The sequence below is a fragment of the Butyricimonas sp. RTP31003st1_G1_RTP31003_210430 genome (assembly GCF_040920905.1).
GTDB lineage: Bacteria > Bacteroidota > Bacteroidia > Bacteroidales > Marinifilaceae > Butyricimonas > Butyricimonas paravirosa.
The window spans coordinates 1-22595 of record NZ_JBCOSQ010000001.1; the positions used below are offsets into that span (position 1 = coordinate 1).

General features: G+C 40.2%; 15 protein-coding genes. 1 reads left to right on the plus strand and 14 read right to left on the minus strand.

What is annotated here, in order from left to right:
• Positions 1-1700: glycoside hydrolase family 2 TIM barrel-domain containing protein (locus AB5542_RS00005; RefSeq protein ID WP_368242925.1), on the plus strand; the 1700-nt coding region annotated here is incomplete at its 5' end.
• A gap of 44 nt (positions 1701-1744) precedes the next feature.
• Here AB5542_RS00005 and AB5542_RS00010 read toward each other — a convergent pair.
• From AB5542_RS00010 to AB5542_RS00075, 14 genes are all read right to left on the minus strand, one after another.
• On the minus strand, positions 1745-1975 hold the full coding sequence (locus AB5542_RS00010) for an RNA polymerase sigma factor (RefSeq protein WP_087419294.1): 231 nt from the start codon (positions 1973-1975) through the stop codon (positions 1745-1747).
• A gap of 252 nt (positions 1976-2227) precedes the next feature.
• Positions 2228-2440 carry a hypothetical protein gene (locus tag AB5542_RS00015; RefSeq protein ID WP_270547526.1) on the minus strand — a complete coding sequence of 71 codons (213 nt, stop codon included), beginning with the start codon at positions 2438-2440 and terminating at the stop codon, positions 2228-2230.
• A 260-nt stretch (positions 2441-2700) separates the two neighbouring features.
• A complete protein-coding gene (locus AB5542_RS00020) occupies positions 2701-3798 on the minus strand; it encodes an ROK family protein (RefSeq protein ID WP_270542984.1) in 1098 nt (365 codons plus the stop codon).
• A 140-nt stretch (positions 3799-3938) separates the two neighbouring features.
• On the minus strand, positions 3939-5096 hold the full coding sequence (locus AB5542_RS00025) for an MFS transporter (RefSeq protein ID WP_270542983.1): 1158 nt from the start codon (positions 5094-5096) through the stop codon (positions 3939-3941).
• 35 nt (positions 5097-5131) lie between these two features.
• Positions 5132-7426, minus strand: coding sequence for a GH92 family glycosyl hydrolase (locus AB5542_RS00030; RefSeq protein WP_279039741.1), 2295 nt, complete (start codon positions 7424-7426; stop codon positions 5132-5134).
• Positions 7427-7447: 21 nt separating this feature from the next.
• Positions 7448-9739 (minus strand): GH92 family glycosyl hydrolase, encoded by a 2292-nt coding sequence (locus AB5542_RS00035; protein ID WP_279039763.1) that lies wholly within the window; start codon positions 9737-9739, stop codon positions 7448-7450.
• A 45-nt stretch (positions 9740-9784) separates the two neighbouring features.
• A complete protein-coding gene (locus tag AB5542_RS00040) occupies positions 9785-10873 on the minus strand; it encodes a thioredoxin domain-containing protein (RefSeq protein ID WP_270542981.1) in 1089 nt (362 codons plus the stop codon).
• Between the two features lie 28 nt (positions 10874-10901).
• Positions 10902-12443 (minus strand): PKD-like family lipoprotein, encoded by a 1542-nt coding sequence (locus AB5542_RS00045; RefSeq protein WP_270542980.1) that lies wholly within the window; start codon positions 12441-12443, stop codon positions 10902-10904.
• A 32-nt stretch (positions 12444-12475) separates the two neighbouring features.
• Entirely contained in the window at positions 12476-13288 is an 813-nt protein-coding gene (locus tag AB5542_RS00050; RefSeq protein WP_270542979.1) for a DUF4843 domain-containing protein, read from the minus strand.
• A gap of 11 nt (positions 13289-13299) precedes the next feature.
• The gene (locus AB5542_RS00055; RefSeq protein WP_270542978.1) at positions 13300-14781 is read right to left on the minus strand and encodes a RagB/SusD family nutrient uptake outer membrane protein; all 1482 of its coding nucleotides are present in this window, start codon (positions 14779-14781) and stop codon (positions 13300-13302) included.
• Between the two features lie 25 nt (positions 14782-14806).
• Positions 14807-18070 (minus strand): SusC/RagA family TonB-linked outer membrane protein, encoded by a 3264-nt coding sequence (locus AB5542_RS00060; protein ID WP_270542977.1) that lies wholly within the window; start codon positions 18068-18070, stop codon positions 14807-14809.
• A gap of 149 nt (positions 18071-18219) precedes the next feature.
• A complete protein-coding gene (locus AB5542_RS00065; RefSeq protein WP_270542976.1) occupies positions 18220-19389 on the minus strand; it encodes a FecR family protein in 1170 nt (389 codons plus the stop codon).
• 84 nt (positions 19390-19473) lie between these two features.
• Positions 19474-20019, minus strand: coding sequence for a sigma-70 family RNA polymerase sigma factor (locus AB5542_RS00070; RefSeq protein ID WP_270542975.1), 546 nt, complete (start codon positions 20017-20019; stop codon positions 19474-19476).
• A 219-nt stretch (positions 20020-20238) separates the two neighbouring features.
• Positions 20239-22578 carry a Gldg family protein gene (locus AB5542_RS00075; RefSeq protein ID WP_279039748.1) on the minus strand — a complete coding sequence of 780 codons (2340 nt, stop codon included), beginning with the start codon at positions 22576-22578 and terminating at the stop codon, positions 20239-20241.
• Between the last annotated feature and the right edge of the window lie 17 nt (positions 22579-22595).

Here is a 22595-nt window from a genome sequence, read left to right on the forward strand (position 1 = left end):
ACATCTACTGCCCGCAATACCCGGGCGCAACCACGCTGGAAAAATGGGGTAACACGCAAACGGATCGCCCTTATATCATGTCGGAATATGCCCATGCCATGGGAAACAGCACCGGAAACCTCATGGACCTTTGGGATGTGATCTACCGTTATCCCAATCTACAAGGCGGGTTCATCTGGGATTGGATTGACCAAGGAATCCTCGTGAAAGATGAAGAAGGAACCCCATTCTGGGCATACGGCGGAGATTTCGGGGAAAACTCCCCGTCTGACGGGAACTTTTTGTGTAACGGAGTGGTCGGCCCTGATCGAGAACCGCACCCCGGTTTAACCGAAGTGAAAAAGGCCTACCAGTACGTGTGGTTTCAACCCGTTGATCTGAGAAAAGGAATCATCCGGGTAGAAAATCGATACGATTTCACGAACTTGAATCAATACACGATCGAGTACACGATACAGGCAAACACGGAAACTGTACAGTCCGGAACCCTGCCCACGCAACATCTCGCCCCCGGGGCAAACAAACAGCTCACGATTCCACTCAGGAACGTGAAGAATAAACCCGGAACAGAGTATTTCCTGAACCTTTACGTGAAGTCCAAACAAGCGACGTCCACCGTTCCAGTCGGCTACATCGTGGCCTCGGAACAATTCAGGTTACCGGATTACATCCCGGCACCCGTGTTCCGTCCCACCCCTGAAAAAACACTAACCATGGAAGAGAACGGACCGGAAATCCATATATCCGGCACGAATATCGACTTCGTGTTTAACAAACAGAAAGGATACGTGACTTCCTACCGGGCCAATGGCATTCAATATATTGCCGAAGATTTCGGGTTCCAACCTAACTTCTGGCGGGGCCCCACGGACAACGATTATGGCAATGGAATGCCGAATCGTCAGCAAGGCTGGAAACAAGCAAGCAAGAATTTCAAGATTGCCGGGATCAGAACCTCTACTTCCGCAACAAACACGAATCTAACAATCACGTACAGGCTTCAAGAAACCAACAGCAAGTACCACGTGTCTTACACGCTATACCCGTCAGGCATGATCCACGTGGCCTGCCATCTGGAAACACAACCGGATGTACCTGAACTTCCCCGAATCGGAGTACGTTTCAGAATCCCCACGGACATGAATCAACTGGAATATCTCGGACGAGGCCCCGAGGAAAACTATTGTGACCGGAATAACGGAACGCTTATCGGCCATTACAAAAGTACGGCCGAGCAACAATACGTTCCATACGTACGGCCACAAGAAAACGGCCACAAGACGGAAACCCGCTGGCTGGCACTCACGGATAAAACCGGGAAAGGCCTCCTGTTCATTGCCGACTCGAACTTCATGGAGTTTAACGTTTCACGTAACCGAATTGAAGACTTCGACGGGGAAGAATCCAATCGCCCGTACCAATGGCAAAACTTCACGAAAGATGAATCCCATGACCCACTCATGGCGAAAAACCGGAAACCTAAACAAACGCACATCAACGACATCTTCCCCCGCAATTTCGTGGAAGTATGCCTAGATCACCGCATGATGGGTGTTGCCGGGGACGATGCCTGGGGATCTCAACCTTACCCCAAATACAAGCTCCCGACAAACAAGGATTACCACTGGAATTTCACCATTCTACCGATCAAAAATAACATGGAAATCAGCGAGAAGCTAAGTTATCAGTACTTACCCTAGAAAATAAATGAAGTCGTACTTTCATCGGTACGACTTCATTCATTTCACACGATTCTCATGATCTGCAACCAGAAAAACAAACCACCCAGGCGGCTTTTTAATCGATAAATAGCCTCCCTTTTACAAGCCCGCACGTCTTTTTCCGGAAGAGAAAGAATTTCTGCAATTTCCTTGTTATTCCTACCTTGAAGGTATAACCAAAATATCTCCCTGCAATCTTCAGGTAATTCCGTAATAGCTAAATACAACTCTTGATAAATATCTTCCCGTACCAAATTATAACCCTTTCGTCCAAATGATCACGGACAAATATAAAACATTCTTTCCAACAAACAAAACCCTATCTAGTGGATAAAGTTTATAGACTGATAAAGAATGTAAAGTTAATCCTAAAACAGGGAAAAGTTGAAAAAATTAAACGGAATCAACCAACACGAAAGACCTTACCTCTGCTTAAATACAAAGTAATGTTATCCACAAATCTTTTTACTTTCCCAAATAAATACGAATTAAATTCTATCATAACCTTACAATTGCAAATAAACTTTACCTATCCGGGGTGAACCAGTTCTCAAGAAGGTAAATTTTAGTTTATGACTTTTAGTTTTCATTTTGAAATTCACTAAACATGAATTTCTGTACCGCCCCCAGATCGCTTTCCGTTTCATGACATCCGAATGCCCGACGATATAGGTACTCAAGTAAGTTGTTTCCAACACCACACATATTTCTTTCAGCATCCTGATCTACACTTCTGTGTAACAAATACACCTAACATTTCCAAGTCTAACAACGTTCTCACCCAAGTTATCTGTATAAATATACAAATAAAAAGTAACAATATGAATCTATTACAAAGGCGATGTAACACCATCAATATAATATAAAAATTCTGTGATTACCAATTGCCAGCAATCATAATAATCACAGAATTTTATCCACCAATTTTCATATTCTACGACATGGATCTAACACATCCAACTTTAAACCATCAATTCTATTAACGTTTATCCAACTCATTTAAAGCAAAAGCGTAGGCACCGAAAGCAATCGCTTTACTCGTTCCAAGCCTAGTCATGATCACTCCCATTTTTTTCACAGAATCATACTCAACTGTTTCTGTCGTGCCAGGTATCATAATACGTCTCGACGTGGAGGTTAGAAATGCCTTTCTATCAACCGTATCATCCAGGAAAAAGGCTTTCATCTCCATCCGGTCTGTCGAGGTTCCTCCGTACATCTCAAGCGTTCCATTCAACTCCCGCATTACTGTCGGCATCAAGTACTTATAAGCCGCAATAATTCCACCACCAATCACCACAAGACCATCCACCACGGCATTCATAGAGACAATAGCCTCTCCTAACACCTCTCCCGCATGATAGAATGTCTTGCGTGCTGCCACCATATTACCCTTTTGGTTTCCCTCTGCAATTTCAAATATATCCCTTGGGGTTAACGTTCGAAGATCCCCGGACAACTGGGCATATTCCCGCTTAATTGCCCGAATCGAAATTCCCTCTTCCACCCCGTAAACGGGTTGCCGCTTGTCACGCAATACCCACACTTCTGCAGCCGCACCGTTATCTCCTAAAAAAAGCTCCCCATCACGAACCACACCACCACCGAATCCAGTTCCCAAAGTAATACCAATCAGATTTTTGTAGACCTTATTCTTCCCCGTTTCCCGTAACATACGATTCACTTCCGGCAGAGCACCTGCCAATGCTTCCCCATAAGCGAACAAATCCCCATCATTATTTATGAACACCGGTATCCCGAACTGCTTTCTCAAGAAAGCACCTAACGCCACTCCTCCTTGGAATGCCGGTAAGTTCTTTAAATCACCAATAATTCCGTTCACGTAATCCGCTGGACCAGGAAAAGCGAAACTGATCGCCACAGGATTCTCTGGCAACTTCAACTTGATCGCAGAAAACCCCGTCACCATGGTTTCTAAACATTTTTCCAAGTTATTCCCATTTGAAGGCAACGTGATCGGCTCCACAATCTCTTCATTAGATCGAATAGCCGAGAATACGAAATTAGTCCCCCCTGCATCCAATGTCATCACGATTCTTTTGTCAAACTGATACATATCGAACTAAAAATTAGTGTTTTAAAAAATTAGAATGAAATATTTACTAAAGTATAGAGATGCATCCAACTCCTCCCCTATAAATAGGGGGAAATAACCAAAGGCCCAAAGGTTTCAATTTAAAATCATTAAATCTCAAATCATTTCTGGGTTTTAATTCCCACAGAACAATACAACAAGTAACACATACACCCCAAGATTACGATGAGCGAACCAGCTTGGGAACCGATCAAATCAGTACAATAACCCATCAAAGGTGGGATTACAGCACCACCAAATATACCTGTTACCATCAGACCAGAGATCTCATTAGCCTTCTCCGGGCGAGCTTGGATAGCCATAGAGAAGATCAAGGAAAAGATACTGGAACATGTGAAACCAATCAAGGCAATCAGTACGAGAATCGGATACTGTCCTGACACAAAAAACAACACAATCATCGTTGCAATTGCCACTAGGATATTCACTCGAAAATACTTGCTACCAGACACCCGTGCCAGCAGAAATGTTCCAACAAAAGCTCCGATTGTACGAAAGGCAAAATAAACACTTGATCCCATACCCGCACCCGCAAGATCAAATCCACAACGTTCAATTAATAATTTAGGAGCCACCGTGTTAATCCCGACATCCACACCCACGACAAATACAATTCCCAAAAAAAGCGACAGAATCGTCCGGTCTTTCAACAAACCAAATGTAGCTCCCCACGAAGAGGTCGATTGTTCCGGCACTTCTTCACGAATATACACTAGTATCAACCATCCCATTGAAATCAGCGTCAACAAGGCAAAGATCGGGAATAGGTACTGCCAATTACCCAAAACGGTTGCGGCAAATGCCGCAATAAACGGACCACAAAAAGAAGAAACCGCTTTCAATACCTGCCCGGCAGTCAATGAACTTGCCAATACATTTCCTTTAACCACGTTTGTCAACAACGGGTTCAATGACACTTGTAATATTGTATTACCGATACCCAGCAAAGCAAAGGCAACCAAACATGTGTATAAATTATAATCAATAAAAGGGATAATCATCCCCACAATAGTTACCAACATACTTACCAGCACCGTTTTTTTCCGACCGATACGATTCATGAAGATTGCTGCCGGAACAGCCAATAACAAAAACCACAAAAACACCATTGAAGGCAGGAATCCAGCAACAGTCTCGCTTAACCTGAAATCGGCCTTCACGTAACTAGTGGAGATTCCTACCACATCACAAAATCCCATGATAAAAAAACCGAATAACACGGGCAATAAAGCCTTGATATTTATAGAACTTTCTCTCATAATTTGTTATAATTCATAAAAACAACTTACCTTGTTTACTCTTTCACCTTTTTCTCGGAAATTGAGGGAGGAACGGCATCGTCCGACGTACCTCGCTTGTAATTAGGACGGGCACTCATAACAAAATGCAGATCCATTCCACCTTTAAGATCATTGTAAGTAACATATGACTTATTGTATTTTTTCCCATTCAAATAAACCTCCTTCACATACACATTCTTTTTTGACCAGTTTTTAGTGGTCACCCGAATATGTTTTCCATTACTCATTTGCATATCTACCGCAGGCAGACCCGGAGATCCTAAATTATAAACATTACTTGACGGAGCAGTCGGATAGAATCCCATCGTGTTGAAGATATACCAGGCGGACATTTGCCCACAATCATCATTTCCACTTAAAGCTCCTGGTGTATTGCCATAAAACGTATCCATGATATAGCGTAATTTTTCTTGGCATTTCCAAGGCTGTTTCAAATAATTGTAGAAATACAATATCTGATGACAAGGTTCATTCCCATGCCAATAAGCACCAATACGCCCTTGAATATCATGAGCTCCCGGAATATCATCAGCCATTTTTGTTACAAACATAGAATCCAAACGCACACGCAATAATTCTTCTCCGGCTTCATTAATATACCCTTGAACGTCATGAGGCACGTACCATGTATATTGTAACGTAAATCCTTCCGTAATATCCCCCCAACCATTCACGGACCCGGGGCCTTGGTAAGCTATCGGGGAGAAAGGGGTACGCCAATTCCCTTGACTGTCACGTCCTCGCATATATTTCGTTTCCGGATCGATCAGATTTTTATATGATAGGGCACGTTTCATAAAGAAACGATAGTCATCCATCTTTCCCAATTTTTCAGCAACCCGTGCAATGCAATAATCATCGTAAGCATATTCCAAACTTTTCGACACGGACTCTTTCTCTTTATCAAAAGGAACCCAGCCCAACTCGGTATATTCCGGTAAACAGTCGTAATGAGGATTAGTTGCCGTTGTTTTCATCGCCTCATAAGCTCGTTCATAATCAAATCCTTGTATGTCTTTCATTATGGCATCAGCAATCACAGACACGGCATGATAACCGATCATACACCAAGTTTCGTTTCCATAAAAAGACCAAATCGGTAACATGTGTTCCACGCTTTTATCATAGTGCGCCAGCATTGAATTGATAATATCCACGTTAATATCTCGCTGCACTAAATTAAATAACGGATGTAGTGCCCGATAAGTATCCCATAACGAAAATACGGTATAATTGGTAAATCCTTCAGCTTTTCCGATGTTCTTATCCAATTCCCGGAAACGGCCATCCGCATCCTGGAAAATAAAAGGATGCAGGAATGCATGATACACAGACGTGTAGAATGTCTCCTTTTGTTTCTGAGTTCCCTCGATTGCAAATTTAGACAACTGCTCCTCCCACAATTTCTCGCCCTCCATTTTTAAGGTTGCAAAATCTTTTCCCTCTAATTCTCGCATATTATTCACAGCTCCCTCCGTACTAACAGCCGAAATAGCCACTTTCACAGTAACGGACTCTCCTTCTTGAGTCGGGAAACGCATCCAGAAACGCAAGTCAGTTCCCCATGCCTCCAAATGGCTACGAAAACGCTTCGTGTTATAAATCACAGGAATAGTATCCTGCATGATCCCAAAATCTTCAAAAGGACGGGAAAATACCGCCGTAAAATAGACATGACGTTCCGGTCCCCAACCTTTCACTAACTTGTAGCCTGTCAACGTGGAATCGTTCTCCACCCGGATATTACTCCACGGACAACTCTGCCACAACGTGTGATTCAAATCCAGTAAAATAAAAGAACTGTCAGAATCCGGATAAGTAAACTTCAATATTCCGCTTCGTATCCCGGAAGTCATTTCAGCTTTTACTCCATAATCCAATAATTCTACCCCGTAATAGTTCGGACTTACCCATTCCTTCTCGTGGCTGTAACGAGAACGGTATCCTGCATCGGGATTTTCGTGTGTTCCAGGAGTAAAATGAATTTTACCTGTCCCCGGCATAAATAAGAAATCTCCTAAATCTGGAATTCCAGTTCCGCTCAAATGTGTCAAACTAAATCCCAACAAAGTGGAATGGTCATATTTATATCCTGCCGCCGCATCGTAATAATCAAAATCCGTATCCGGACTTATTTGAATTCCTCCAAAAGGGATCTGTGAGCCGGGATAAATATTCCCGAATCCCGAAGTTCCCACCAAAGGCCGCACGTAAGATACTAACGGCACTTCTTGAGCTTTTACAGACTGTAATACTAGCAAAGCTAAAATAATCGCAATATATCTCATCGCTTCAATATTTTATAATTATCATTTACCCCGTGTCATCGAATAAGGCTTCTGTTCCTCCGTGAACACTCGTTTCTTATTCGGCACACTACTCATCTCAAAATAAAGTTCTCCTCCATTACAAATATCCTGATGAGTCAGGTAGGCCTTGTCATATACCTTACCGTTTAATTTTACCCATCTTACGTAACGGTTTCGAGCACTCACTTTGGGAGCCTTAATTACTAAATTTTTACCATTCTCCAAATGTACAACCATTTCTTTGAAATAAGGAGCCCCCAATACATATTGATCAGAACCCGGACAAACCGGATAGAAGCCCATCGCCGAAAAGATATACCAGGCAGACATCTGTCCGCAATCATCATTCCCACAAAGCCCATCAATATTATTCCGATACATCCGATCCATAATTTCCCGTAACCGATATTGAGTTTTCCACGGTTGCGAAGTCCACATGTACAAGTAAGGAATATGCTGGCTCGGTTCGTTTCCGTGTACGTAATTCCCCATCAGCCCTTCTTTCGTAATGTCTTCCGTGTTTTCATAATACTTGGCAGGTAAATCCATTGTAAACAAAGAATCCAAACGCTCGATAAAACGTTTGTCTCCTCCCATAAAAGCTTTTATTCCGTTCACATCTTGAGGCACGTAAAAAGAATAATTCCAAGAATTACCTTCAATAAAACCTTGCCCATGGGTATCCAACACGTCAAAATCAGCCTTTACATTTCCATTGGTATCTTTCGGGCATATAAAACCAAGACTTTCATTTACCAAATATTTATAAGCTGCTGCTCTTTTCAAATATTTATCAGCAATCTCCGTGTTACCCATCAAACGAGCCATGTTATAAATCGTCCAGTCATCATAACCGTATTCCAACGTCACGGAAGCCGAATTACGACTTGCATTCAACGGAACATACCCCAAATCCATATAACTCTGTAAACCATCCAAATAGGGTATCGTTGAATTACTTATAACCGCTTCCAAGGCTAGTTTCGGGTCCATTTTAATGCCCTTCACGTAAGCATCCGCTAAAACGGAAACCCCGTGGTATCCGATCATACACCAATTTTCATTTGCCATGTGAGACCAAATCGGTAGAGCCCCATGTACACTTTGCTTGTAATGGGCTAAAAAAGAGGCTATAATATCCTTACTACGGGATGGATAAAATAAATTGAACAACGGATGTAAAGCCCGATAGGTATCCCATACGGAAAAAATTGTGTAATTCGTAAATCCATCTGCATGATGAATCTCGTGATCCAATCCCCTGTAAGTACCATCGTAATCCATGTAAATAGAGGGATTAATCATTGTGTGATACAATGAAGAATAGATATTACATATCTGGTCATAATCTCCTTCCACCTCTACTACACTTAAAGCATCCTCCCACTTCTGCTCGGCCAACTTGCGCAATTGATCGAAAGACCTTCCTGCCGTTTCCACACGCAAATTATTCAAGGCCCCGCTAGCACTCATCGGAGAAAGTGCCACTTTTACCTCCAATGGCTCGCCATCTGACAAATCGAAATCAAAATAGGCCACAACATTCCGTCCCCCGATTTCCGGGAAATCCCGGTAAATATTAAATTTTCGCCACATACCGTTATAAGCCATCGGCTTCATCTCCTGATACCCGTAACTCTTGATCGGTTTAGAGAAAGTTATCGCAAAATGTGTATAATTTACCCTTGCCCAACCATTTGTAATTCGATAACCTGTCAGTAATGTATCATTTTCTACCCGCAAATTAGCCCATAATACTTTTCCGTCATAATTATAAATGCCATGTTTCAGATCTAACAATATATGTCCTTCACCTTTCGGGAAAGTATACTTATGCACCCCCACTCGCTCCGTTGCCGTTAATTCTGCTTTAACACCATAATCTTCTAGCACAACAGAATAATATCCCGGAGACGCTTTTTCCGTGTCATGAGAAAAACGGGAACGATAACCGCTATCCGGATCCGTAGCCGTACCGGGATTAAACTTCATATCTCCGGTTATCGGCATAACAAGAATATCTCCCAAATCAGAATGCCCGGTACCATTAAAATGAGTATGACTAAATCCCACGATAGAACTATCACGATGTTGATAACCGGCACAATACTCGTAAGCTCGAGATTGATACACTCCATTCACATTATGCGGCACCGTATCCGTATCTGGACTTAACTGCACTAACCCATGAGGAACACAAGCTCCTGGGAAAGTATGTCCCATACCATTCGTCCCTATCATCGGATCCACGTAATCGATCTTTTTTTGCCCGATTGCTGATAACCCACACATCAATGATACCACAATAAGTAACTTCCTATTCATCTGTCAAAATTTTCAATTTTGCTTATTGTTCTTCTTGTAAAAATCCAAACAAAGCTTGATTATCTTTTTCGTTTCACCATCATTCATTTGCATATATAATTTTTCACCCACATCAATCCAGCGTTCCTTATCCATTGGGGTTCCTTCTTTCATGACACAATCATAAAAATGAATATAAGGAACTTCCAACACTTTAATCTTGAAAAATTCATTCTCGCAAACGGACACTAAAGAAGTCAAATCCTTCGTCACGCTCCGTGCAATCTTCACATAAGACTGCAGATCACCGTTATTAGGTAATCTTAGAGTACCTATTTCACGTCCTAGAGCTTTCAATTGTCGCTCGGTCATAGTTTCTTCTTTCTTGAACACTCTCATCAAACGTTCTATATATCGTTTTTCCACCTCTTTAGCAACTTCCTCTTTGCCTATTGATTTGCAAAAATATTTGTAATTTTTCAATAAATATTTCTCAATATCGGAACCGGCAGGAGATAATTTGTGATTTGTAAAAAGAAACCAATAATCTTCGTTCACTTTTTCCTCATCGCTTAATTGCTCCATCAATTCTCTGGCAACAACCGTCTCCAACGGATCATAAAAACGAATCAATGTCTTCAGATATTTCAACAAAAACTCCTTACTACGTTCTCCAGCTTGGTAACTCGCCTCCATTGCCCCAGAGGCTTTGGAGGCATCAAAAGCCTCCTCAACACCCCGAATAATACCATCAGCATCACGCCCACCTACCAATTTATGGATAAGCGTTCCATCTGCACGTAAGACTAGGAAAGTAGGATAAGCTCGCACGCCAAAACGTTTACCCAATTCAGGCCCTTCCCCCTTTTCCATGTCATATTTCACACAAATAAATTTCGAATTAAAATAATCTCCGACCTTCTTTTGAGGGAAAATATGCTCCGTCATGTTCCGACAAGGACCACACCAAGAAGTATAGCAATCCACAAACACCAATTTATTTTCTGTCCGAGCTTTATCCAACGCTTCCTTAAAGCTCAAATGCTCAAAATTCACACCATCCTGAGTAAATCCCACTATCCCCCAGCACAACAATATCACTAAAAGAAATATCTTTCTCATCATTATCAACTTAACAATCATTTTACAATTATAACAACGCCCTCCAGCTCATATTTTTCACTTTCGTCAATCCTTTCCAAACTGCCTTCGGATCTGATTTTAACTCTACTTTATCCGGATTATTTCCCACGTAATATTTCCGTAAAGAACCTCCCTCCGTTGCATTATACGTCGCAATATACAAAGCATCTTTCATTGGTTCCATGGTCAAATCAAATTTTAACATGGTAATTTCATCCGTTGTTTCCAAAGGAATCACATCCACACGTTCATTACCTATATCGTAATTATAAGCATACAACGTGTTATTCTTCACATAAAATAACACTGAACGAGTAGACGAGAATGCATAATAATCAGCACTTAACACATCAGCTGCCACGCTTGAAGAAATTTGATAACAATTCTTTGCTTCTAAATTTTTCACATAAAATTTATAAATAAAAGCAGTTGTTCCATCCCCCATGAGCGCAAACGAATTTCCATCAGAAACCCATGCTTTTGCTTCATTCCAAGTATTCTCACCATAGATCAACTTACGGCCTGTACCTTTCTGGTCCCAAGCAAACGCATCCGAAAGTTTCGGTTCGATCTTTTCCGAATAAGGATACAAATAACTTGTAACTTTATAAAAGCAATCTGTTTCTTCAGAATACCATATAAATTTATCAAATGATTGTATACTATAAAAAATATATTTGCTTGCAGGAATATATTTATTCAAATCATCCTGTAAATAATTTAACGGAAAAGAGAAAGTTCCATACGAGATAAAATTTAAACCGGTATAAAACAAATAACCATTACTACACACAACGACCCGATGACCATCAATGTTACCATCAGCACTTTTTGCCTCTGGAGCCATGACAATGGGAACCATCGGTTCATTATACTTTTCCATACAAAAATCCTCGAACAAATTCAATTCAGAACCTTTCAAGGTCTCACGATCTAAATAATAAGATCCCGTTTCAGACAAAACCCACACTTGTTTATACTCTTCATTTTGCTTTCCTGTATGAAAAAATGCAATAGGACCTCTCAATGCAGGTAAACCACTATTCTGCAAAATATTTCGAACCACCACAGTATCAACTCCTGCCATAGAAATCATTTGCAAATCAACATTCCCGTTTTTATCTTCCCCCGCCAACATAAGCCCACGAGAATAAGGAGTACCTACTATTACCGTGAATTTTTTCTTCCAATGCACATCTGTTTTTTTATCCCAAATTTTTAAATACAAATCATACGTATTAGGAACCAACGAGATAAAATAATTTAACACACGCTCCGTAGAAATTGTATCTTTTTGGTTACTCGTATTTATAGGAGATATTATCCACGCATAATGAAAACGACTCGCATCTGTTTTATCTCCTGATGACATTTCAACAAGAGCATCAATTTTCAATGTATCAATATTTAATAAAACATTATATGTTGTTTTAACATCTCCAAATGTTACCTCATTTATATCATGATAATCATAATTCCCTTTATCGTCATAACACGAAACTACACACAAAAGTGTAATTCCCAACCATATATATATAAATTGTTTCATCGTTTTTATTTTTATCACAATCAAACTTCTTATTAATTTCCTTCCGGATAGGAACCTTGCTCATATATGCAACCACTCACCCACATCAATTGCCCATTATCTTCTAATATAGGGTTACCCTCGTTATAGGCTTTATTCAACACCTCTGAAAATTTCCTTGAAATAACCATTTGTTGTAAATAAGTTATCTTTTTGTCATTTTGGAAATCATCATAAGTATATCCAAAATATTGACATATTAGATTTAATTTCTTGGGCGTAAAAGTTCCAAATTCAAAAGCAGACCATTGTTTCGGTTGAGGCATAATATCAGTCATACAAATTTTATGTATCGTCGCATCAAAAGAATCATAAACTACACTACCATTTGTGAATTTATCCATCTTATCAAACTCATCAAAAGTCAATGAAAAATAATCATTTGCAATCAATTTCAATCCTAAAGTCACCGTATCTGTTTTCATTTCAGGTTGACGATAAAGTAAAACAGGAATATAAGCGTAACTACTATTTGCTTCCACAACATATTCATTCGTTAATGCTCGATAATGAACACCTTCTCTCGCCGTCGTACTATCTGGATTTACCACAACTTTAAACGGACGCGGGTAATTTTTTTCCTCTCCGGTAATCATCACCTTAATCTTAACGACCAACGTATCTTCTAAAATACTTCCAAATTCAGCCAAAGAATAAGGCATATAAGGCCAATCCTTTTCCGAACCCCACGAATTACCATTTTGCACAGCGAAATAAATGGCTTCCTCTCCTTTGTATGACATTAAATCACGCTCACAAGCGACACAAAAAAGAAATAATACCCATATATACATCAATTTTTTCATAATCCAGCATTTTAATTCAGTCTCATATTAATTTCACTATCCGGAAGCGGCACGACATAATTATTTATGTTCATATTTATCGTCTGACTTTCCGAATCTTTCTCCCATTTCCCATTAGGAATCTTCTGCATGGCCTTACGTTTATAGAAGAAAAACATTTGTCCTTCCCCCAGAAACTCCCGACGACACTCTTTCGTAATTTCATCCATCAAAGTTGCTTCTGTCGTAGTCGAACTAGGACAATTTCGACTATTCCGAACCTTATTCAAGTATCCCTTTGCCGTTTCAAAATTGCCAGAGCACTCGGCAGCTAGCAAATAGATTTCACTCAAACGAATCAAAGGAACCATCTTATTAAATTTGTTTGCATTACTTCCTGATACATCTTCATATTTCCGGTGATAATTAATTTCAGTTCCCGCATTACTATACTTTGCCCAAATTGCATAACGATAATCATTCTCTGAAGCATAAAAAGAGTATTCTCTTCCCATTTCTAACCGTCTGGAACTAAAAGTATATATTTGATCTACCGTCGGAATAAACAATTTGTCTTGAATTTCGGCTCCCCGATAAGAATCATAAAGAGAAAACAGCACTTCTGGAGAGAACATCCGGTCAGGTACAGAGGGATCAACAGCCGCAGAATGTTCCACGAAAGGAAAAATCTCGGCTCCCTCTACTTGTACCTCTCTCAATATCTCTTCGGCAACAATCAATGCATTTTTATCATCATGCCCCCACGCATATGTCCGGGCTAATAAAGCTTTTACCGCATAATAATTCATCCTATACTGACGGTAGTATAAAGAGTTGTCTCCCCCATCAGTATTTGATTCGTTGCGTACACCTTCAGTCAAAATCGAGTCTGTACTTTTCAATAGATCCAAAGCCGTATTCAAATCCTCAATCACGAAATTTAAAATCTCTTCTGCTGAAAGTAACGGAGAGATTTCCGAGTCGGAATTTGTTACGTACGGGATACTTTCTTTTGTTTTAGAAACATCGTCATAAACGGGACCAAACAAACGCAACATATCCAGATGTAACATCGCTCTCAAAGCCGTCGCCTCCCCCTTATACAAACCGTAATAAACATCCGACAGCACCTCTCTCTTGGTATCACATTTTTCAATAATTATATTACAATTCACAATCAACGCATAAGCCTTTTCCCAAGCACTCTGGAAAATCGCCTTAATTTCATCTTCTTCATAACGATAAGCCCCCACCATTGAATTCATATCACTACCGCTACCATACGTGTAATATTGTGCCATAAAGTCAATTGTTCCTACACTTAAAGCTCGGCCATAAAGAGCACGATCGACCAAACCGACATACACTCCATTGATCGCCTTCTCAAATCCTTGCCGATTCTCGAAAAGCATATCCTCTGACAAACGATCGGATGGCTTTATATCAATCCATGAATTACAGGAACAAAAAGCCAACAAACACAAAAGCCAGCTATGTTTTATCTTCATTTTCATATCTTTATTTATTAATTATTTATATCTAAAAAGTCACTCCTAACGAAAAGGATATGGAACGGGCAAAAGGATAACTCAATCCGCGTTCATTCTTTACCGTGGAAACTCTAAAAATATCATTCATATAAGCCCTCAATGACATGGAAGAAGCTCCAATACGACTTAACCATTTTCCCGTACTCTCATACCCCAATGAAATGGATTCCCCGGATAACACGTTATTGTCTTCCACGAAACGAGAAGAGATCGGTGTTATTTCACTATCGGCAATTGACTTAAATTTTGCCTTATCCCCAGGTTGTTTCCAACGGTCATACAAAGCTCGTTTATCCAAATTTTCCCACTTCTTGGCACTGGAAAGGTTCTCCACTTTATCATAAAGCGTTTGCATAAAAATCTGTCCTCCTAAACGATAACGTAAATTAATGGAAGCAGAGAATCCTTTATAATAAAAAGATGTACCAATCACTCCCTCCACATCCGGATCACTATTTCCAACAACAACCTCATCGTCATAATCATGCACGAAAGTTTGCTTCCCCTCCTTTGTCAAGAAAATTTCTCGTCCAGTTGCAGGATCAATACCACAAGATCTCACGGCCCACAAATCGGAAGGACTCCCCCCATCATAATAACGTGTCAAATTACGATTACGATTATCCAAATTATATTTAGTTAAAACATCGCTGACATTCCGGTATTCCGAAGTCTGGTGACGCATATTTGCATTCACAGACCAGAACATATCATCCCTACGCACGATAGAATAATTCAACGTCACGTTTATACCCTGCGTAATTTGTTTACCCACATTACGAGGAATAGTTGTTGAACCTGTTGAAGAAGGGGTTCCGATATGTACCAACAACGGATCAGTCTTCTTGTTAAAATAATCAAAGTTCACCCTCAAACGGTTGTCAATAATAACAACATCAAAACCAATATTGCGATCCAATGTCTTTTGCCATTCCAAGCCTCGATTTCCTAAATTGGAAACGATTGCACTAGAACCAAAAACATTCATATTATCTGTATTATAACTATACACTCGGGTAGAAATATAATCATTAAAATTCTGATTTCCAGGATTACCAATAGAAGCTCGTAGCTTTAATAAACTAATACCCGATACATTTTTAAAGAAAGCTTCTTTATGAATATTCCACCCTAACCCTACAGACCAAGTATTCGTGAATTGTTTATCTGACCCGAACACGGAAGAACCATCTGCTCGGTAATTCAAATCCAGCAAATAACGATCATCATAAGAATAACCAAAATTCAAATAATAACTCAATGCTCGATTCTTAGAATCTGTATAAGTTGCTTTTCCATCCTCTTGATAGCCGAGAGCGAACGCAGGGTTAGAAAACTCATCATCTATAAAACCTTGTACTTTATACCCGCTTTTATTCGAACTGTTCTGGCTCAACCGCATACCACCAACAACATTTATCATGTGTTTCTCGTTAAACAACTTCCCGTAAGTCACGCTTAAATCCCCATCATAATTCAAGATTTGAGTATTTGTCTCTTCGTAACTTCCCCGGTCTGCATTATCACTTTTAGAAGCAAACTCAGTGTTAAACGGGGATCTGAATTTTTTTACTTGTTCATTTGACTTCGTTAATCCGAATCGTCCCCGAATCCTCAACTCATCTATCACTCTCCAATCCGCTTCAAAATTATTTGTGAAACCCGTTGTTTCCGTTCCGTCAAAATTGGTCTGTTTCATATCAAACAACGGACTGTAATAAGTAGCTGCAAAATTAGAGAATAACACCTTTTTCAACTCCCCGTTTTCATCATATTTGCGGAAATAAGGATTCGCTTTAGCAAATTCAGAAAACGCCACTGGTTCCCGATCAGCCTTTGAGTAATCAATATTCAGATTATTCGTGAATGACAATCTTCCTTTCCTGTAAATCAAACGAATATTCCCGTTCATCACCTCTCGATCGGAACCTTTCATCACTCCTTCCGTCATTCCGTAACTAACCCCAACACCATAGCGAAAAACATCATCCCCCCCTTCAATAGCAAGAGTATGTCTATGAGTTATCGCAAAACGCAATGGCTCGTTCATCCAATAAGTATCAACCCCTCTAGCTACTTCTTTCATCAAGTCATTATAAATCTGATCTTGACTCTCGTCTAAAATATTACCGTTATCATCAATCAAACGATAACATCCAGCCAAACGTTCAAACGTCAATTTCTCGTAAGAATTCATCAAATTATAATCGGACAAATCAGCAAAAGAAAACTGCATATTCCCGTTATATGTCAATCTTAAAGAACCTGCTTGTGGTAATTTCGTCTCCACAACAACCACTCCGTTAGCAGCCTTAGAACCATAGATAGCCGTAGCCGCTGCGTCTTTTAATATAGTGATACTCTGTACCCGATCCATACTCAAATCACTAATTGTCTGTAATGTTGTTTCAAAACCATCCAAAATAAACAATGGCTGATTCGGGTCTGTCTCGTACTCATCCGTCAATCCCACGATACTACTCTTCCCACGAATTTCAATATCAGGCAAATGATTCGGATCGGACCCGAATTCATTGTTTTCCATGATAGCAAAAGCCGGATCCAAGGTTTTTAAACTTTGTAACACGCTTTGATTACCCACCATTTTCAGATCTTTTGAATTAAATGTCGTTGAAGATCCTGTAAAACTCTCTTTCTTACGAGTATAAATACCCGTGATAACCACTTCATCCACCATCTTTATATTTTCTTTGAGTATCACGTTTATCGTATCTTGACCTGTATATTTTACTTCCATTGTTTCCATTCCGATGAAAGAAAATAATATGGCTAAATCTTTCATTTCTGGAAGTTTCAATACATATTTTCCATCGGCATCCGTAGCAGTACCTATTGTTAAACCTTTTACAACAACCGTAACTCCCGGCATAGGCTGTTTTTTCTCATCAGTAACCTGACCGGTAATTTTAATTTCTTTTTTCTGTTGGGGTATAACAAGTTTACGAATAATGACGATCTTATCCACAATCTCGTAATCAAACCCATTCTGACATAATACCTGATCTAAAATCTGTTTTAATGTTACATCTTTCAATTCTACGTTTTTCACTCTAAAATCACCCAAACTTTCTCTACGATACACAAACTCATAATCCGTGTTCGCTTTCAAATATTCCAACACGTTCTCAAGCATCTCGTCATGGAAGACCACATCCATTTTCTGTTCTTGCGAGTAACTCATGGCACTTACAGAACTAAATGCAACAAGCAAAATAAAAACTTTCAATGTCATAATTAACAGAATTTTTCGCAATCTTCTACCAAGAAGACTACACGTCATACCCTTTTTTTTCATACATTTGTAAAGTATTACATTAAACATTCATCTGCGACCAACAGATGTTTGGCAAAGGGGGAATCGACCAAATTCCCCTTTTTTATTTATTGATAAACAGTTACAGTTTGATTTTTCACGTTAAACTTCACTTCTCCCGTTTTCTCCAATATATTCAAAACCGACTCGAAAGAGGCATAACGAGGAATTTTACCCTTAAACGTAGCCTCCTTTAAAGACGTATTCTGATAGAAAACCGTAAAATCATACCAACGAGCCAGTTTTGACATAATCTCTTCCAAGGTATGATTCTCCAACACGAACATCCCGTTTCGCCAGCTTATCACCTCCGCCACATTCACTTTCCGGGTGTACATCTTTTCATCATTCACCACGGATTGCATCCCCGGATCAAGAATCACGGTCTGTCCATCGGCATCCACCTTCACTTTCCCACTGACCAAAGTGGTATACGTATTCTTCTCTTCCGGATAGGCATCCACGTTAAACTCAGTTCCTAACACTTCCACAGTCTGTTTTTTCACGACAACACGGAAAGGCTTTCTCTCATCCTTCGTCACTTTAAAATACCCCTCTCCCTCTAATTCCACCTCTCGTTTATCATTTCCAAAAGTAACCGGATACTTCAATTTAGAATCGGCATTCAACCAAACCCGGGTTCCATCTGACAAAATCAAGTCAAACTCAGACCCCTTTGGAACTTCAATAGTATTATAGGCCAATTGCACTTGCTGTGGCAAATTCTCTGCCGAGTAAGACAATGTTGATTCTCCGGTCTTCTTTACTAAAATTCCAGCCTCTTCAAAATCCCCTTTCAAACTATCCAACAACATCGTAGTCCCGTCATCTAACCTTAACACAGGACGCTGCGATTTCATCAAAGCGATCGAAACCTGTTCCTTTACAGGTTCTTCTGTTTCCCTCTCGAACAAATATAAGCTACCGAACACGGCCACGACAAATACTGCCGCCACGGTTCCCCAACGTAAAACCCGTAATCTTACCTCTTTCTTACGTTGGAGCTGCACTCGCTTTTCCATATCCAGCAATGCTTTCCGACGACCAATTCTTTGGTAGTTCTTAAAACCGACCTCTAGGAATTCTCCATCTTGCCAACGATCATACAACAGCTTATTTTCCGGAGAAACTTCTCTCCATTCTTCCAACTCCCGAAGTTCTTCTTCAGAAAGCTGTCCAACCCGCTGTCGGGCAAGTAATCCGGCTATTCGAAACCATTTTTCATTCCCACACGTCATAATACGGTTATTTTTTTATCCCCCCTATAACGCAATACCCCTCAAAAGGGGCAATAGAAAATTGAAGTTTTTTCAAAATAATTTCTATAAGCCTGAAAATAAGAATAGAAACAAAGAGGGTTCTAGTTTTTTACGCAAGAAATCCAAGGCCGTCGCCTTGTATTTTTTCACGGAGCTATCGGATAAACCTAATTTTTCTGCAATCTCCACGTTCTTTAATCCCTCCATAAAACTCATTTCAAAAACGATTTTTGCCTTCTCAGGTAACTCTTCGATGGCGCTATACAACAATGTCTGAGCCTCTTGATCAATCACTGAATTGGCAAAACAAGATACATCCTCCAACTCCCGGACATACCGCTCCCGGGCTGAATTTTTTCGGTGAATACTAATGATGTCATTTTTGATCGCCATATAAAGAAAAGCCTTAAACGTGTACACGGAATCGAATTTATTTCTTCTTTCCCAAGCACTGAAAATAGCATTCTGTACGCAATCCTCAGCCAAAAACTCGCTCTCTTCCCCCAAATACTTGATGGCATACAAGATTAATCCCGGATAAACATTCCGATACAACAAATCTAACTTTCCTTGCTGAAAATCAATTAATATTTGGGTATTCCAATTCACTTATCAAGTTTTATCATGCAAGTATAAGGAAAAAATCAGACTCAAGAAACTCACGGTCCAAAAAGATACTCACTCTCTTAACAAGTTTATTCATAAAGAGAGGTTGAGACTAAAAATCCCAACCTACATCCATTATTCAATCCTGATCTAAAATCTACACGAACAAGCTAACACTTTCTCTATAAACATAGAAATGTTCTCTCACACTCATATTTTAATTTACTTCCCCTTCCTCCGAATCAGCACGAACATCCCCATCAAAAGAAGTAATGCCGGAAGAATCCACTGTAATATTACTTTAAGTGAAGCTCCGGTTTCCATGCCAATATTCAGTTTATTATCAACATATGACGAACGTGAAGTATTCACGGGTAATTCCTCATAAGAGAACCAGTTAAACATCGCCATCAGTAAAGCACCATTAGCAGAGATTATCCCCCTGCGGGAAACGGATAATTCACCCATACTAAAACAATCGGCATCGCCCAACACGATGATCCGTTGTAAACGCCCCGCCTGTTCTCTCTCCAAACCCACCATCGTACTCTTCACTCCAGCCCGTTCACCAACCTTGGGATTCAAACGAGCCGTATCGTTCACGAAGTCAATAGTCTCTAACTCGTTCCAAGCCATAGAATCTCTGGATTCCAGCAACGGAATGATTCGAAAACCTTTATCCGTTTTTTGCTGGATAGCCAAAGCACCCGGCATGACTAACGAGGGAGTCGAACTTCTCCGATGTGTCACGTAATACAAATTATCCCAATGGCTAGATATCCCCCGGGCACTATCGGTAACCGTGCAAAGAAGTAAATGTGCGGGATAGTCAGTCACAGCCTTTTGCACCAAAATTCCGGGTTCAAATTGCAACCCTAATTGTTCCACCAAGGGCGTCAGATAAGAATATGTTTTCGGTTTACCCGCCACGAGTAAATTTTTACCATTTTCCACGTAACTGTATAGAATATCCAGTTCATCACTCGTAAACGGTTCCAATGGTTCGGACACGATCAGAATATCCAAACTATCCAAATCCCGGCATCCCCGTCTTAAACTGACATCCAACACGTCAAAACCCTGATTAATCATTGCCCGACGATAAGTTTTTTCCGACACCGAATAAGAATAATCCCGATTACGATCTCCCACGCTAGAACGTGCTCCCCGATCTGACAGGATTCCAACCCGGGGTAATCTCATAGCAACCCGTTTCAATGCAGCAGAAATTTCAGTCTCTCCCGGTAAAGGATTCATGAAATCACGATAAACACGCAGAAACGTTCGCTGTCCATTCTCTCGCTCAATCAAAGTCACAAAATCATACCTCTCGTCACTCAAGTTGATACCTTTTTCAGTTTCCACCTTCGCTATTTCCTCTGGAGTCAGGTAACGTCCCGAACGGGTATCTTGTAACTTTACCGCATCTTTTACCGCCCCCAATAACGTTTTACCGGGATAGCGCTTTTTAAAGTTTTCGCTTGTTGTATCCACATGATAATAAAAAACGTAATTCAATTCCATATCAGGTTTATACCGGATGTAGCGTTCGTAGCGATCAATATCCCTTTTTATATTTTTCGCCGTTATACCGTAAAGCTCCCCGAACAAATTCACGTAAGTTGTCAATTTCACTTTTCCATCGAGTTTTGCCACTATATCCTGACTCGCTTTCGTTAACGAATTTTCCTTTGTATAAGTCGTGTCATAATAACACTTTAACATAGGACGAGATGTCAAATATCCCACCAACATCGTTATAATGAATATCCCCAGGTAACGGGAAATTCTCCCCGCAAGGGAACAACTTTCACGTAACAGTTCTAATTTTAACACGGCAAAACTAAGGAACATCCCACTCATGATAACAAAATAGACGATGTCCTCACTGCAAATTAACCCTCTGATAAACGTATTTGCCCTTCCTCCCAAAGACAACCAGTAGGTGATTTCACGTACAAACGAGTATTCCTGCCAAATCCCGGAAACCAAGCCCAACAAGGTCAGTAAAGACAACATCCCGATTGCCGCCACGATTGGATAATTGGTCAACGTTGACATGAAAAGACCAATCGCCGCGTAAAGCCCGAACAAAAGATACAAACCTAATAAACCTGTGAACACAGTTGCCCATCCAAACGATTCCACGACACTCCCGGCAATCACGACAAAAACCAATAATATAGCCATCATGATCAACCCGTACAACATTATTCCCAAGTATTTTCCCAGCACGATATGCCGTCCCGTGATCGGGGCCGAGAATAATAATTTTATAGAACCTCGACTAAACTCCTGGCTGATTAGCCCCATTGTCAACAAAGGCATAATCAAATAAAACCACTGGCTCACGCTTCCCCAAAGTCCCCTGGAATTATAGAAAATATCTTTGGAAATAGCATACAGACTTCTACCCAACTCCTGTCTTCGGGATAAACTTTCCATCATCTCACCGAACGTCATCCCCGTCATGAACACGAAAAGAACAAGCAAAAGCCACGCTACGGGCGAATAAAAAAGATTTGATAGCTCCAAACGGGCTATCCTGTATATTGCTCTCATAATATAGTTTTCTTTTA

What these genes read in the sequence shown, in the direction of transcription:
- AB5542_RS00015 (WP_270547526.1), bottom strand. Translation starts at nt 2,440, where the DNA reads ATGCTGAAAGAAATATGTGTGGTGTTGGAAACAACTTACTTGAGTACC.
- AB5542_RS00020 (WP_270542984.1), bottom strand. Translation starts at nt 3,798, where the DNA reads ATGTATCAGTTTGACAAAAGAATCGTGATGACATTGGATGCAGGGGGG.
- AB5542_RS00025 (WP_270542983.1), bottom strand. Translation starts at nt 5,096, where the DNA reads ATGAGAGAAAGTTCTATAAATATCAAGGCTTTATTGCCCGTGTTATTC.
- AB5542_RS00030 (WP_279039741.1), bottom strand. Translation starts at nt 7,426, where the DNA reads ATGAGATATATTGCGATTATTTTAGCTTTGCTAGTATTACAGTCTGTA.
- AB5542_RS00035 (WP_279039763.1), bottom strand. Translation starts at nt 9,739, where the DNA reads ATGTGTGGGTTATCAGCAATCGGGCAAAAAAAGATCGATTACGTGGAT.
- AB5542_RS00040 (WP_270542981.1), bottom strand. Translation starts at nt 10,873, where the DNA reads ATGAGAAAGATATTTCTTTTAGTGATATTGTTGTGCTGGGGGATAGTG.
- AB5542_RS00045 (WP_270542980.1), bottom strand. Translation starts at nt 12,443, where the DNA reads ATGAAACAATTTATATATATATGGTTGGGAATTACACTTTTGTGTGTA.
- AB5542_RS00050 (WP_270542979.1), bottom strand. Translation starts at nt 13,288, where the DNA reads ATGAAAAAATTGATGTATATATGGGTATTATTTCTTTTTTGTGTCGCT.
- AB5542_RS00055 (WP_270542978.1), bottom strand. Translation starts at nt 14,781, where the DNA reads ATGAAAATGAAGATAAAACATAGCTGGCTTTTGTGTTTGTTGGCTTTT.
- AB5542_RS00060 (WP_270542977.1), bottom strand. Translation starts at nt 18,070, where the DNA reads ATGACATTGAAAGTTTTTATTTTGCTTGTTGCATTTAGTTCTGTAAGT.
- AB5542_RS00065 (WP_270542976.1), bottom strand. Translation starts at nt 19,389, where the DNA reads ATGACGTGTGGGAATGAAAAATGGTTTCGAATAGCCGGATTACTTGCC.
- AB5542_RS00075 (WP_279039748.1), bottom strand. Translation starts at nt 22,578, where the DNA reads ATGAGAGCAATATACAGGATAGCCCGTTTGGAGCTATCAAATCTTTTT.